We start from the raw sequence: 13651 nt of genomic DNA, 5'->3' as shown, positions 1-13651 counted from the left end.
AATACGCAAGGTCTTGCGGGGCTTATAATCCTGTTGTGTCGGGGGTTCTTTCGTGGTTTGGTCCATTACTTTCGCAAGTGGGCCAATTGTGATGCCTAAAGAAGAGACCCCTGCCGGTAACGGCGACGTTTCAATGTTTGAAATGCATATGCGCCGGCTTCGGTGGCTGGAGCAGAAAAGCGATCACATCGTCGCGCTGCCTTGCGAATATCCGGACGGCTATCGGGTGCCCGAGCATGACCACGACCGGGCGCAACTTCTGCATGCGCTGCATGGCGTGGTGCTGATCAAGACGAAATTCGGGCGATGGATCGTGCCGCCGGACCATGCCATGTGGGTTCCGGCCGGCATCGTGCATTCGGTGGAAATGCTGGGCGACGTCAGCATGCGCTCCGTCTATGTGCTCCCCGATGCGATCGAAGGGCTTCCCTCGCGGCTGCGGGTCGTCGCGGTCAGCGATCTGATGCGCAGCCTCATCATCGAGGCGGTTCAGAAACCTGCTCAGTCCGCCCCATCGGAGCGGAGGATTCTGCTGCTGAACCTTCTGCTGCTTGAAATTCCGCGTCTTCCTGAGCGGCCTCTCGGACTCACTTTTCCGTCCGATCCGCGTATCGCTGCGCTGTGCCGGCGCTTTCTTGCAGAGCCTTCGCCGCACACGACCATCGACGACTGGGCGGAATTGCTGGGTATGAGCCGGCGGTCATTCACCCGCACCTTTCACCGGGAAACGGGGCTGTCGCTCTCGACATGGCGCCAGCAGGCGTTGCTGTTTGCGGCCTTGCCGCGGCTGGCCGATGGAGAGCCGATCACCAGTGTGGCGCTGGACCTCGGCTATGACAGCGTGCCGGCGTTCACCACCATGTTCAAGCGCATGTTGGGTGCGTCGCCGCGCAACTATCTGCGCCGATCCTTCGAGGCGGAGCGGCCGCTGCGGCAGGAACTGGTCATCTGAACGGATGCAGGCCACCAGATGACGTCGTTCGCGAAAAACGGCGGCATTCATTTGTGACGAAAAAGGACCGGTATCAGTCGAAGAGGCTTGAAACCGACTGCTCGGAGGCCGTGCGCGAGATCGCCTCGCCAAGAAGATCGGCGATTGTGATGGTGCGGATGTTCGGCGCGTCCAGTGCGGCCTGAGTTGGCTCGATGGAATCGGTAATGACGAGCTCCTGCAGGCGCGAGCCGGCAATTCGGGCTGCCGCACCTCCGGAAAGCACACCATGGGTGATATAGGCGGTGACGCTGGTCGCGCCTTTTTCCAGAAGGGCGTCTGCTGCGTTGCAGAGCGTTCCGCCGGAATCGACGATGTCATCGATCAGCAGGCAATCCTTGCCATGGACGTCACCGATGACGTTCATGACTTCGGATTCGCCCGGCCGTTCGCGGCGCTTGTCGACGATGGCAAGCTGTGCGTCCAGGCGCTTGGCCAGCGCGCGGGCGCGCACCACGCCACCCGTATCGGGAGACACGACCATGACGTTGTTGAGCTGTTTGTACTTGGCCTTCACATCGCGTGCCATCACCGGAACCGAGAACAGGTTGTCGGTAGGGATGTCGAAGAAGCCCTGGATCTGGCCGGCGTGGAGATCGAGCGTCAGCACGCGGCTGGCGCCGGCGCGGGTGATCATGTTGGCGACCAGCTTGGCCGAGATCGGGGTGCGGCCCGATGCGCGGCGGTCCTGACGAGCGTAGCCGAAATAGGGAATGACGGCGGTGATGCGACGCGCCGAGGAGCGCATGAACGCGTCGATCATGATGAGCAATTCCATCAGATGATCGTTGGTCGGGTAGGAGGTGGACTGAAGGACGAAGACGTCTTCACCACGCACATTCTCCTGAATCTCGACGAAAATTTCCTGATCGGCGAAGCGGCGCACACTGGCCTTGCCGAGGGGAATGTTCAGATAGCGGGCGACCGCCTCGGCCAGCACCCTGTTGGAATTGCCCGCAAAGAGTTTCATGTCTTGTTCCCGGAGAAAAATTTAGGGGGTTTTTAGCCGCCTTGGTCAGTATTGCAAGCGTTGCAAACTGGATTCTCCGCGCAAATCCCAAGATTCCGGGCATATATGGCCATTAAGGCGCAGGGAAAATGTCGCAGGCGATATGATCGCATCACTCCTGCACAGACTGACTGCCCAGCCAGCCCGAGAGCTGGTCGATGGTCGTGTCGGCAATGGAACCGAGCGTGGCCGGTGCTACGCCGGGCCAGCCTTCGGCTGAATTCACCGTAGGCGCCTTCTGCTGACCAGAGATGCGGTGCAGGCGGCTTCCGGCCGGATCGTAGACGTCCCAGACGTAGATGACTGTGGTCTGACCTTCCTCGGTCAGAACGGAAAAATAGCCTTTCAGGACGTGGGTCGCACTCTGACCGGAACTGCCGGTCAGTGTTATGCCGCGCTGGCGCGCCTGCTGCTGAAGTGCTTCCATCAGAGGCCCCGCTGCCTCCACCGATGCACCGACGATCGGAGCAACCTGAAGCCTCACCCTGCTGTTGCCGGCTTGCGGCTGAAGTGAGGGGGGCGCAGATGCGGTGCCTGCGGCAGTCGATGTCGCGGGGCCGGGGGAAGCAGAGGACGGATCGAGCACGCTTGAACTGTTGCAGGCCGAAACGGTCAGTGCCACCAAAAACAAGCTCGACAGGGATCTTCGGCTCATGTCCCTCAATACTCCATACGCCGCGGGATCATACATATCCCGGGATGGAACGTATCACTTCACGATCAAGTCGAGATCATGACGCGACAGAGACCGGGCATGAGATTCGGTGGTGAGATAGGTTCGTCCGAGCGTCATTGCCGTCTCGGTTTCCGAATCCATGATGATCACATGGGCGAATAGCGTCATGTTGGGAGCGATAGGCTCCTGATTGCCCTGATAGAACATGGGCATGTCCATCCAGGACGGGGCAAAGCGTGCGCCGACCGAATAGCCGCAGGCGTTGAGCCGGTGCCTCGTCAGCCCGTGCGCTTCCATTGTCCGGGCATGGGCGTCGAAAACATCACCGAATGTGTTGTCGGGCGTAAGCGTTTTCTCGATGGCGAGCAGGGCAGCCTGCGAGGCCTCGAAAAGCTCCTGATGGCGTTTGGACGCCTTGCCGGTAAGCACTGTGCACATCATCGGCGCATGATAATGATGAAAGACGCCGGCCCATTCCAGCGTAAGCTGGTCGTTCTTGTTCAGCTTGCGGCGGCCGGCCTTGTAGCGGCACAACAGGGCGTCCGGTCCGGAACCGACGATGAATTCATTGGCGGGATAGTCGCCGCCGCCGGCAAGAACGGTGCCCTGCATCGCGGCGAGGATGGCCGCCTCGTCTCCGCCCTGCTTAACAAGCGGAAGGGCCGCGTCTAGGGCATCATCGGACAGAGCGGCTGCTTTTTCAACTTTGAGGATCTCGGCCGGGCTCTTGAAAAGCCTCAGGCGCCCGACAATGCCGGAGGCATCGGCAATCTGGCCGAAGGTCTGCAGCTGCTCGTCCAGCCGGCGGCCGTTATAGGCGGTAAGGCCGTGCGTATCGTATTCGACGCCGATGCGCGCGCCGAGCAGGTCCAGCTCGTTGAGCAGGTTGCGCAGGTCTATGGCCGGATTGGCACCCTCGCGGTCGGTCCACAGCACGACGTTTTCGATGATGGAAGTGTTGCGTGCCTGACGCAGATCGGCAGAGCGCGTCAGCAGCGTCATGGAACCATCGGCCTTCACGACTAGGCACTGGAAGAAGCAGAAGCCGAAGGTGTCGTAGCCGGTCAGCCAGTACATGCTTTCCTGCGCGAACAGCAGGATCGCGTCGAGCTTGCGTTCAGCCAGCTCGATCATCAGCCGGTCGCGGCGGGCATCGAATTCGGAGCGTTCGAAATGCAGCGCCATGATTGCTTACCTCTCCAGAACGATCACCGAGGCCTGCCGGCCATAGTCCGGCTCGTTTCGATGGGTTGTGCGGCGATAGGAATAGAACAGCTCTTCCTCATCATAGGTGCAGCGTCCCAGAGCTTCGGCGGTCACGCCCGCGTTGCGCAGACGCTCTACAGTGTAGCCGTTGAGGTCGAACAGGAAATGGTCCGCACGGCCGGAAGGAATGAACCAGCCCTCATTGGCGGGTGCGGCGGACAGGAACCGATCGCGGAATTCCGGGCCGACCTCATAATTCCTGCCGCTGATTGAAGGGCCGAGCACGGCGACGATGCCGTCGCGTCGCGCCCCAAGGCTTTCCATGGCAACGATCGTATTTTCCAGAACACCTGTTAGCGCGCCTTTCCAGCCGGCGTGTGCGGCGCCGACGACCCCTGCCTGCGGGTCGGCAAACAGTACGGGACCGCAATCCGCCGTTGAGGCGCCGACAGCAATGCCCGGCCGGTCGGTCACGATGGCATCGGCCTTGGGGCGATCGCCAGTGAACGGCTCGCGTGCCACGACGACGTCTGGCGAATGAACCTGCCAGGCGGTCAGCAGATGATCGGGGCCGACACCCATCCAATCGGCCACGCGCCTGCGGTTTTCAGCCACCAGCGCCTGATCGTCCTGCGATCCGGTGCCGATGTTGAGGCCGCGGTAGATACCTTCGGATACGCCGCCTGTGCGGGTGAAATAGCCATGGCGGATGCCGTCTGTCCCGGCCTTGTCCAGTAGCGGAGAGCGGATCGGATCCGGTTTTTTCTGATTCACCATTGCGGCTTTGTTGTCTCCCCGGACCGTTTCGTCAAGCGGGAGCTGTGCGGGCTTCCGTTCGCGTCACAGTGAACCAGAGTGCGGCGGGAGACAGGCGAGTGTCAATCTCCAGCCGGAAAAGCCACGTCCTCCACGTCTTCAGGCAGCACGGCAAGAACCTTGAACAGGTCGCCCATCTGGTCGGGGCCGGCCAGCCGTTCCACCTGCGCGGAGATCGCATCGCGCCCGGCCTCGTCTGCATTGGCGCCCAGATTTCCGGCGCGTTCCAGAAGACCCATGGCGAGCAGGAAAGAGCCTTGCGTGGAAGTCATCGCCCTCAGACCATGTGCCTGCGCGACATCCGAAAGAGCGGCGAAATCGACATGGCTGGTCAGGTCGGCTTCGCCGGGATGGGCCAGAACGTCATCGAAGACATGGTCCTTCAGCGCCTGCAAGGTATCACCGACGCCCGGCTGCAGATAACCATAATCGATGAACAAACCGGCGCCGCCCCGGGCTGAAATGCGCGCGGATACTTCGGCCATCAGGGCGTTTCGTGCCGGGGCGAGTTCGAGGATGGCGCCTTGCGTGGCAGAGGCGGCGCCCGGCGGCAGAAGCGCAGGGTCGAGCGACGCCATGCCGGCAAAGAATGCCAGAACACCGTTCTCTTCGAGACCCACCATGCGCTCGCGCCAGCCCGCCGCGGTTTGCACGAACTGTCGAATGGGAAGGGCATCGAACAATTCGTTGCCGACGATGAAAAGCGGCGCATCGCCAAGGGTTGCGACGCTCTCATGCCATGTGATGCGGGCCGCCGCCGGGCCCAGCGTGTCGCGCTGGATTGCGGCAAGTCGCGGGCTGGTTTCCACGAGTGCGAAAGTCGCGGCGCTGAAAAAGGTGGAGTCGATCCGCGACCATGTGCGCACCATGTCCTTCATCAGCGTTCCGCGACCGGGGCCGATCTCGGCTATAGTGGCGGGCATGGGGCGGCCATTCGCCAGCCATGCCTGATAGAGCCAGGCTGCAACCAGTTCGCCGAACATCTGGCTGATTTCGGGAGCCGTGATGAAGTCGCCACCGGCGCCGAAGGGCTCGCGGGTCGTATAGTAGCCGTAATGCGGGTCGAACAGGCACAGCGCCATATACTCGCTGACCGGAATGGGGCTGTCCGCGGCTATCAGTTCGGCGATGCGTTCTCCCAGCCTTGTCATGCTTGCGCGGAGCGGGGCAGGGCCTTCGCGGTCGCCATCGCCCATATGCCCAGCAGAACCATCGGCAGGGAGAGCAGCATGCCCATGGTGAGCCAGCTTCCTGCGAGGTAGCCGATATGCGCATCCGGCTCCCGGAAGAATTCGACAAATATACGTGACAGGCCGTAGCCGCAGATGAATGCGCCCGAGACGAAGCGCGGAGCCTTCAGTTTCAGCCAGGAGTGGGTGAGCAGGCGCAGAACGAGGAAAAGCACGATACCTTCCAGCAGGCCTTCATAGAGCTGGCTCGGATGGCGCGGCAGCGGACCGCCATTCGGAAACAGCACAGCCCACGATACGTCCGAGGTGCGACCCCAGAGTTCCGAATTGATGAAATTGGCCAGCCGCCCCAGGCCAAGCCCGACCGGAACGCCGGCGGCGACCACATCGAAGAGCGACCAGGGCCGTATGCCCCGCGAGCGGGCAAACAGGTACATCGCGATCGTGGTGCCGAGAATGCCGCCATGGAAGGACATACCCCCCTGCCAGACGGCGAAAATGTCGGCCGGATTGGCGATATAGCGGGCGAAATCGTAGAACAGCACGTAGCCGATGCGTCCGCCCAGAACCACGCCGACGGCCGCCCACATGACGAAATCGTCGATGTCCTGCGGCTTCATGGGCAAAGTGCCGTCCGGCCACAGGCGCGGGTTGGAAACCAGCCGCCGGGCGTACCACCAGGCGAAGACGATGCCTGCCACGTAGGCAAGGCCGTACCAGTGAATGGCGAGCGGACCGATCTGTACGAGCACCGGATCGATCTCGGGAAACGGAAGTGCAGCCACCGGCAGCAGGGAAGGAAAGCTCAAAGAGGCATCCTCATACAATTTGGGTTGGCCGATTTGGGTTTGCGCGGACCATGCGGCAGTGTTTCGGCAGGGTCAAGGCAGAGCAAAAGGCTGGCGCAGGCGAAGTGCAGTTAATGCATGGGGGTGTTGTGCGGATGCACTTGCATCTGCAGTCCCACTTGCATTCGCAACCGAGGGCCACTACGTCAAAACCATCGAGCGAGGTGCAGCCATGTCAAACGGATCCAATCGCATTCTGGACGAATTCGCCAAGCTGATGACCGACGCGGCAGGCGCTGCGCAGGGAGTCAGGCGCGAAGTGGAAACGGCCTTCCGGGGCCAGGCGGAGCGCATCCTCAATTCCATGGACATCGTGCAGCGCGAGGAATTCGAGGCTGCCCGCGACATGGCGCTGAAGGCTCGCGAGGAAAATGCGAAGCTTTCTGCACGTATTGACGCGCTTGAGGCAAGAATTGCCGACCTTACGGCATCTGCTGACAAGTCGGCCGCCGCCTCAGGCTCCCGTGCCAGGAAATAATTTTAAAAGTTTTCCACAAAGGGCGATTCTGGAAAAGCTCTTTGTCATGAATCGCTTACCTGTCGGCACTGAATCCTGCGCCTGATGGCTGTCCACATGCGAATGGCCGTTTTCCCAAAATTGGGCTGGTCACGAGTCTCCGGATCAATACACTGAATTTGTTGCATGATTCGTGAAGGCGATCATGCGCCGGGCGGTGGGGTCCGGTCATGGGTTGTTGTTGCGTCGAGCAGTCCAGACCGTCCGAGTTCTAAAAATTATAATGTTCGGTGTGGTGCCTGCCATGGAGTGAGTGGCGGCATCCGTGCGAACGACGGGAAGCAGTAGATGGAACTCCTCGAACTCGAAGTCTCGCGCGAAATACATCCCGTGGATGTGATCGAGCAGGTCGCCCACAACAATGACTGGTCCTTCGAACGGGCCGGCGATGATGAAATCTCCATTTCCGTCGCCGGTAGCTGGACGGAATATCATGTCTCCTTTTCGTGGATGGAGGATTTCGAGGCGCTGCATCTTGCCTGCGCCTTCGACATCAAGGTGCCCGAGAACCGGGCACTGGAGGTGATGCGTCTTCTGTCGCTCATCAACGAGCAGATGCTGTTCGGGCATTTCGACCTATGGGAGCAGGAAGGCGCGATCATGTTCAGGCAGTCCCTCCTGCTTGCCGGCGGGGTGGAGCCCTCCAGCCAGCAGGTCGAGGTGCTGCTGTCTTCGGCTCTCGAAGCGTGCGAGTGCTATTTCCAGGCGTTTCAGTTCGTCGTCTGGTCGGGGACTTCGGCCAAGGATGCGCTGGCCAGCGTCCTGTTCGAGACACATGGCAACGCCTGAGGTTTGAGGTCGATCGGATATGAGTTCTGAGGTGGCGCGCAAGGCGGAGATTACTTTCGCCGATTTCGACAAGGTCGATATCCGGACCGGCACCGTTGTCGAGGCCGAGGCATTTCCCGAGGCGCGCAAGCCCGCCATCAAGCTGAAGATCGATTTCGGGCCTGAGATCGGCGTCAAGAAATCGTCCGCCCAGATCACGCGTCACTATTCGCCGGAGGAGCTGGTCGGGCGCCAGATCTTTGCCGTGGTGAATTTTCCGCCGCGCCAGATCGGGCCGTTCATGTCCGAAGTGCTCACTCTGGGCTTCTCCGATGAAAACGGCGATATCGTACTCGGCGCCGTTGAGCGCAGGGTTCCCAATGGCAGCTGTCTGCACTGACGACTGACGCGCACCTTGGTTTTGAGGCTCGCTGCGCGCATTTTCTGTTTTGTGGCGGTATGTTCAGGCAGACTCGTAATTTACGGGATCTGGTCTCGCAGCTGCTGGGTTTGAAAATAATTTCTCCATAATTCCTATTTTTGAATACAAAATCCCATTAAATTGAAATTACAGAAATTCCATCCTTTGAGAAAGGGGTGGCGATTGTCGAGGATAAGGCAAGCTTCGCAAGACGCGACGCTGCCCCTTATCCTTCCAAGGCTTGTGAGACCTGTCATGACCATCTTCGAGACCACTTCGCGTGCTGTTGCTGTTACCAGCCGTCGAGCCGCGCTGCTCGCCCTTGCGGCTTCCGTATTCACTGTCGGGGCACTGACACTGGTTCCTTCAGCCCATGCGCAGGACAAGACCTCTCTGAAAGTCGGCATCATGGCAGGCGAAGAGGAAGACACCTGGGTTGCCGTGAAAGAGCAGGCTGCCAAGCAGGGACTGACCGTCGAGACGGTTATCTTCAACGACTACACCCAGCCCAATGAGGCGCTGGCGCGTGGCGAGATCGACGCCAATGCCTTCCAGCACGAGCCTTATCTGGAGAACCAGATCGCCACGCAGGGCTACAAGATCGTTGTTGCCGGCTATACGGCGCTGTGGCCGGTTGGCCTCTACTCCAAGAAGCACAAGTCGCTCGCCGAGCTTCCCGATGGCGCGGTGATTGGCGTGCCGAACGACCCTTCGAATGAAGGCCGTGCGCTGCGCGTTCTTGAAGATGCGGGGCTGATCAAGCTGCGCGAGGGCGCCGGTATTCTGGCCACTGTCACCGATATCGCCGAGAATCCGAAGAAGCTCGACATCAAGGAGCTGGACGCCGGTATCGTCGGGCGTTCGGTGGATGATCTCGACGGGGCTGTGGTCAACACCGACTGGGCGCTGAAAAGCGGACTGACCGCCGATATTCAGATCGCCAAGGAAACGATCGAAAACAATCCCTATCGCAACTTTATCGCGGTTCGTGCCGAGGATAAGGATGCGCCGTGGGTCAAGAAGCTTGTCGCCTCCTACCAGAATGACGAGGTCAAGGCTGTTTTCGACAGCATCTACAAGGGATCGGGTGTTTCCGCTTACTGATCAGGGCAAGAGGCGTGTTTCGCCCGGGCCGTTTGATCCGAATGATCGAGCGGCCATTGCCCGACCATTGGATTTGGCGCAAGGAAAGGCGGCCCGCTGCATTGGTGGTGGGCCGCGTTTGCGCGTGAAGCAGATCGATGCAGCGGGGTGAAAATGATATCCCGGCATATGAAAGACGGAAAGATGAACCAGCATGCAGGAGCGCTCGCCCCGGAACAGCGGCAGGCTGCTGCCACCGAATCCGTGGTCAGGCTTGTCGAGGTTCGGCGTCGCTTCGGAAGCACGGCGGCTCTCGATGGCGTTTCCCTGAGCGTCGATAAAGGCGAAATCCTTGGAATTATCGGTCGCAGCGGTGCGGGCAAGTCGACGCTGATCCGCTGCCTGAATGGGCTGGAGCGGCCGGATTCCGGCGAAGTTCATATCGAAGGACGCGAAATAAGCCGGCTGGGCGAAAAGCAGCTGCAGCCGCTGCGCCGGCGTATCGGCATGATCTTCCAGCATTTCAACCTTCTATCGGCTAAGACCGTGGAGGAGAATGTCGCCCTCCCACTCAAGATCGAGGGTGTGGGAAGGGCCGAACGCCTGCGGCGAGCCGCGGAATTGCTGGATCTGGTGGGGCTTTCCGACAAGGCCAAGGCTTATCCTGCCGCGCTCTCCGGCGGGCAGAAGCAGCGCGTCGGCATTGCCCGTGCGCTCGCGGCCCGCCCAGCGCTTCTGTTGTCCGACGAGGCGACTTCCGCGCTTGATCCCGAAACCACGCGTTCGATCCTCACCTTGCTCAAGGACATCAATCGTCAGCTCGGGCTGACCATCATACTTATCACCCATGAGATGGAGGTTGTGCGTTCCATCGCCGACCGCGTGGCGGTCATCGACGCCGGCCGCATCGTCGAGGAAGGTGCCGTTTGGCAGGTTTTCGCCGATCCGCAGTCGGAAGTCGCCAGAAGCCTCCTGCAGGGTATCCGCCCCCAGTTGCCGGAAGAGATTGCAGCTAAGCTTTCGCCGACGCTCGGATCGGAGGCCGTGTTGCGCGTCGATGTCGCCGGGGAGGCAGCCCTTGGGCCGCTCCTGGCGGATCTTGCCGCGACGGCCGGTCCGTTCCGCTTCATTCATGGCGGAATTTCCCGCGTTCAGGGCCGTCCGGTGGGAACCTTGTTTCTCGGTGTTGCCTCCGGCGAACCCGATCTTTCTCAAACTGTTCAATTTCTGACGGGTCGCGGGGCCCGGGTTGAGGTGCTGGGCCATGTCTTCGGCAATGATTGACCTTTTTCTCCGCTCGCTTTGGGAGACGGTGCTGATGACCGGGGCTTCCGGCGTGGTCTCCTTCGTCTTCGGGCTTCCGCTGGGGCTGGCGCTGGTGGCGACGGATCGCGGGGGCATCTCGGAAAATCTCTGGGTGAACCGCATATTGGGAGCAATTGTGAACGGGTTCCGTTCGGTGCCGTTCATAATCCTGCTGGTGGCTCTCATCCCGGTCACGCGATTGATCGTGGGAACGTCGATTGGCACCTGGGCGGCGATCGTGCCGCTGTCCATCGCAGCCACTCCCTACTACGCCCGCATTGCCGAAGTCTCGCTGCGTGAGGTCGACCCCGGCCTCATCGAGGCCGTCCGGGCCATGGGAGGGTCACGCTGGACGATTGTACGGGAGGTGCTGGTGCCGGAGGCAATGCCCGGTATCGTTGCCGGTTTTACCGTTACGCTCGTCACGCTGGTGGGCGCATCCGCCATGGCCGGTGCCATCGGAGCGGGCGGGCTTGGCGATCTTGCCATACGCTATGGCTATCAGCGCTTTGAAACCACGGTGATGGTTGCGGTTGTCGCTATTCTGATCGTCATGGTTTGCGCGTTGCAGTGGGTCGGCGACCGGCTGGTGCAACGCCTCGACCGACGTTCGGCCTGATGACGATTAAGCCGGTATCCTGATCGTCGCGCGCAGGCCACCCAGCGGGCTGTCCGCAAAAGTGAGGTCGCCGCCATGGCTGCGCGCAATATCGCGCGCAATCGGCAATCCCAATCCCGTGCCGCTGGCATCGAGATTGCGGGCTTCGTCAAGCCGCACGAAAGGCTTGAAAACCTCCTCGCGCTTTTCCTCGGGAATGCCGGGCCCGTCGTCGTCTATGGTGAGGCTGAGCCAGCCGTCGCCGTGCGAGGCATGGATTTCCACTGACTGCGCATAGCGGAATGCGTTCCCGACCACATTGGCGATAAGTCGCGAAAACGCGTTTGGCCTCACATGGACATTGGGCGAGCCGGTGATCGAGGTTTCCAGCCTGCATTTGCGCAGCCTTGCTTCATCCTCAAGCCTCTGGAAACAGGCGGCCAGATCGAACGGGCCGGTATCCTCGGCGGCCTCGCCGCGCGCGAAGGCAAGGTAGCCTTCGAGCATGGACTGCATATCGTCTATGTCCTTGCCGAGCGCTTCTATGTCGGCCTTGCTGCGGGTTAGCGCCAGTTGCAATTTGAACCGGGTCAGAATGGTGCGCAGGTCATGGCTGACGCCGGTGAGCATGGCGGTGCGCTGCTCGATCTGGCGCTCGATCCGTTCGCGCATCTGCATGAAGGCAAAGCCTGCGCGCCGCACTTCTTCGGCCCCCCGCGGGCGAAAATCGCGTGGCATGGGACGGCCCTTACCGAAACTTTCGGCAGCCTCCGCAAGAGCCAGGATCGGCCGGATCTGATTGCGCAGGAAGGGAATGGCGATCATCAGAAGCACCAGCGAGGTTCCGACCATCCACAGAAGGAAGATGTGCGTGTTGGAGGCATAGGCCTGACTGCGGCGCACAAACACCCGCAGCACCCGCCCTTCGAGCTGGATGCGGACTTCGATGATATTGGAATTGCCAACCGTATCCAGCCAGAACGGCCGGTTGATCTGGCGGGTGATCTCTTCCGACAGGATCTGGTCGAGGATCGAAAAGAAGGGCTTGGGACCGGGCGGGGGCAGGGGCTCGGGCGGAAGCAGGTCGACCTTGAGCTGCATGCGGTCCTGCGCGATGCGGATGACGTTGGCGTAATCCGCTTCATTCGGATAGGTTTCCAGAAGATCAATGATGGCCGCGATGTCACGCGTCACCGCCTGTGACAGGCGCTGTGTCACCGTCTGCCAATGCCGCTCCATGAAATCGAAAGCGATGACCGATTGCAGCAGAATCATCGGCGCAATGATGATGATGAGCGAGCGGGCATAGAGCCGCTTCGGCATATAAAGCGAAACCAGCCGCCAGAACCTGCGCCAGGCTTTTCTCACCGAAGCGGCTGCGCGTTCGAGCCGGGCGCGAAATCCGTCGGGCGGCGAACCCTGCAAATCTGCTGTCGTCATTCTGTCTCGGCCTGCGCCTGGCTTTGATCGGCCGCTGTGTGGGCCGTTGTCAGCACTCTATTCCACGCTGAGCCGATACCCAATACCGCGCACCGTCTGCAGCCACACAGGATTGGAGGGATCACGCTCGATCTTGCGGCGCAGGCGGTTGATCTGCACGTCGATGGTGCGCTCGCCAACCTCCGAATCCTCTCCCACGAGTTCATGGCGGGGGATGGTCTCACCGGCGCGTTCAGCGAAGATCGCAAGGATTTCCTGCTCGCGGTCCGTCAGCTTCAGCACTTCGCTGCCGCGCTTCAGTTCGCGCTTTGATATCTGGAAGGTGTAGGGCCCGAACACCAGTTGCTCGACCTTGGGCGTGGTGGCCGGCCCACCACGTCGCAATATGTTGTTGATCCGCAGGATAAGCTCGCGCGGATCGAAAGGCTTGGGCAGGTAATCGTCGGCGCCCGCCTCCAGACCGCTGATGCGGTTGTCCGTCTCGGAAAGAGCGGTCAGCATGAGGATGGGAACATCGCGCTCCGCGCGCAGGGATTTGGTCAGATCGACGCCTGTTTCGCCCGGCATCATGACGTCGAGCACCAGCAGGTCGAAATCCAGGCCGGCGAGCTTGCGCCGCGCTTCCGCCGCGGTGCCGGCCACGGTGACACGGAAACCATTTTCACTCAGGAACTGCCTGAGCAGGTTGCGGATGCGGGTGTCGTCATCGACGACCAGCAGGTGAAACGCATCGTCATCCGGCGCGTTGGCCTGCTGTTCCAGCCTGTCGGTGCCTTCCATGCC

Annotated in this window: 15 protein-coding genes; 7 read left to right on the top strand and 8 right to left on the bottom strand. The window is 60.9% G+C overall.

What is annotated here, in order from left to right; genetic code table 11:
- Positions 1–133: 133 nt before the first annotated feature.
- On the top strand, positions 134–952 hold the full coding sequence (locus tag HNR59_RS18910) for an AraC family transcriptional regulator (RefSeq protein WP_425291455.1): 819 nt from the start codon (positions 134–136) through the stop codon (positions 950–952).
- 73 nt (positions 953–1025) lie between these two features.
- Here the strand turns inward: HNR59_RS18910 and HNR59_RS18905 are convergent, their stop codons facing one another.
- The 6 genes from HNR59_RS18905 to lgt all read right to left on the bottom strand — a co-directional run bounded on the left by HNR59_RS18905 (position 1026) and on the right by lgt (position 6697).
- Entirely contained in the window at positions 1026–1961 is a 936-nt protein-coding gene (locus HNR59_RS18905) for a ribose-phosphate pyrophosphokinase (protein ID WP_183832599.1), read from the bottom strand.
- Positions 1962–2112: 151 nt separating this feature from the next.
- On the bottom strand, positions 2113–2655 hold the full coding sequence (locus HNR59_RS18900; RefSeq protein WP_183832598.1) for a hypothetical protein: 543 nt from the start codon (positions 2653–2655) through the stop codon (positions 2113–2115).
- A gap of 54 nt (positions 2656–2709) precedes the next feature.
- On the bottom strand, positions 2710–3861 hold the full coding sequence (locus tag HNR59_RS18895) for a M24 family metallopeptidase (RefSeq protein ID WP_183832597.1): 1152 nt from the start codon (positions 3859–3861) through the stop codon (positions 2710–2712).
- Between the two features lie 6 nt (positions 3862–3867).
- A complete protein-coding gene (pgeF, locus tag HNR59_RS18890) occupies positions 3868–4659 on the bottom strand; it encodes a peptidoglycan editing factor PgeF (protein ID WP_183832596.1) in 792 nt (263 codons plus the stop codon).
- A 101-nt stretch (positions 4660–4760) separates the two neighbouring features.
- Positions 4761–5849: a class I SAM-dependent methyltransferase gene (locus HNR59_RS18885; RefSeq protein WP_183832595.1), complete on the bottom strand. Its 1089-nt coding sequence runs from the start codon at positions 5847–5849 to the stop codon at positions 4761–4763.
- Positions 5846–6697, bottom strand: coding sequence for a prolipoprotein diacylglyceryl transferase (gene lgt / locus HNR59_RS18880; protein WP_183832594.1), 852 nt, complete (start codon positions 6695–6697; stop codon positions 5846–5848). The genes HNR59_RS18885 and lgt overlap by 4 nt, the downstream gene beginning before the upstream one ends.
- A gap of 211 nt (positions 6698–6908) precedes the next feature.
- On the opposite strand from lgt, the gene HNR59_RS18875 reads away from it, so the two are divergent.
- The 6 genes from HNR59_RS18875 (at position 6909) to HNR59_RS18850 (ending at position 11449) form a co-directional block, all read left to right on the top strand.
- Complete coding sequence (locus HNR59_RS18875) at positions 6909–7214, top strand: accessory factor UbiK family protein (RefSeq protein WP_183832593.1); 306 nt, start codon at positions 6909–6911, stop codon at positions 7212–7214.
- Positions 7215–7541: 327 nt separating this feature from the next.
- Positions 7542–8042 (top strand): type III secretion system chaperone family protein, encoded by a 501-nt coding sequence (locus HNR59_RS18870; RefSeq protein WP_183832592.1) that lies wholly within the window; start codon positions 7542–7544, stop codon positions 8040–8042.
- A gap of 19 nt (positions 8043–8061) precedes the next feature.
- On the top strand, positions 8062–8421 hold the full coding sequence (locus HNR59_RS18865) for a tRNA-binding protein (RefSeq protein WP_183832591.1): 360 nt from the start codon (positions 8062–8064) through the stop codon (positions 8419–8421).
- 276 nt (positions 8422–8697) lie between these two features.
- On the top strand, positions 8698–9546 hold the full coding sequence (locus HNR59_RS18860; RefSeq protein WP_183832590.1) for a MetQ/NlpA family ABC transporter substrate-binding protein: 849 nt from the start codon (positions 8698–8700) through the stop codon (positions 9544–9546).
- A 183-nt stretch (positions 9547–9729) separates the two neighbouring features.
- On the top strand, positions 9730–10809 hold the full coding sequence (locus tag HNR59_RS18855; protein WP_183832589.1) for a methionine ABC transporter ATP-binding protein: 1080 nt from the start codon (positions 9730–9732) through the stop codon (positions 10807–10809).
- A complete protein-coding gene (locus tag HNR59_RS18850; RefSeq protein ID WP_425488682.1) occupies positions 10802–11449 on the top strand; it encodes a methionine ABC transporter permease in 648 nt (215 codons plus the stop codon). Before HNR59_RS18855 ends, HNR59_RS18850 begins: the two co-directional genes overlap by 8 nt.
- A gap of 6 nt (positions 11450–11455) precedes the next feature.
- Here HNR59_RS18850 and HNR59_RS18845 read toward each other — a convergent pair whose 3' ends face one another.
- Both HNR59_RS18845 and HNR59_RS18840 read right to left on the bottom strand, forming a co-directional pair.
- Positions 11456–12868, bottom strand: a complete 1413-nt coding sequence (locus tag HNR59_RS18845) for an ATP-binding protein (protein ID WP_183832587.1) — start codon at positions 12866–12868, stop codon at positions 11456–11458.
- 57 nt (positions 12869–12925) lie between these two features.
- Positions 12926–13648: a response regulator gene (locus HNR59_RS18840; protein WP_183832586.1), complete on the bottom strand. Its 723-nt coding sequence runs from the start codon at positions 13646–13648 to the stop codon at positions 12926–12928.
- Positions 13649–13651: the final 3 nt, after the last annotated feature.

It is taken from the genome of Aquamicrobium lusatiense (assembly GCF_014201615.1).
Classification (GTDB): Bacteria; Pseudomonadota; Alphaproteobacteria; order Rhizobiales; family Rhizobiaceae; genus Mesorhizobium; species Mesorhizobium lusatiense.
This window is presented reverse-complemented; position numbering and strand designations above follow the sequence as displayed.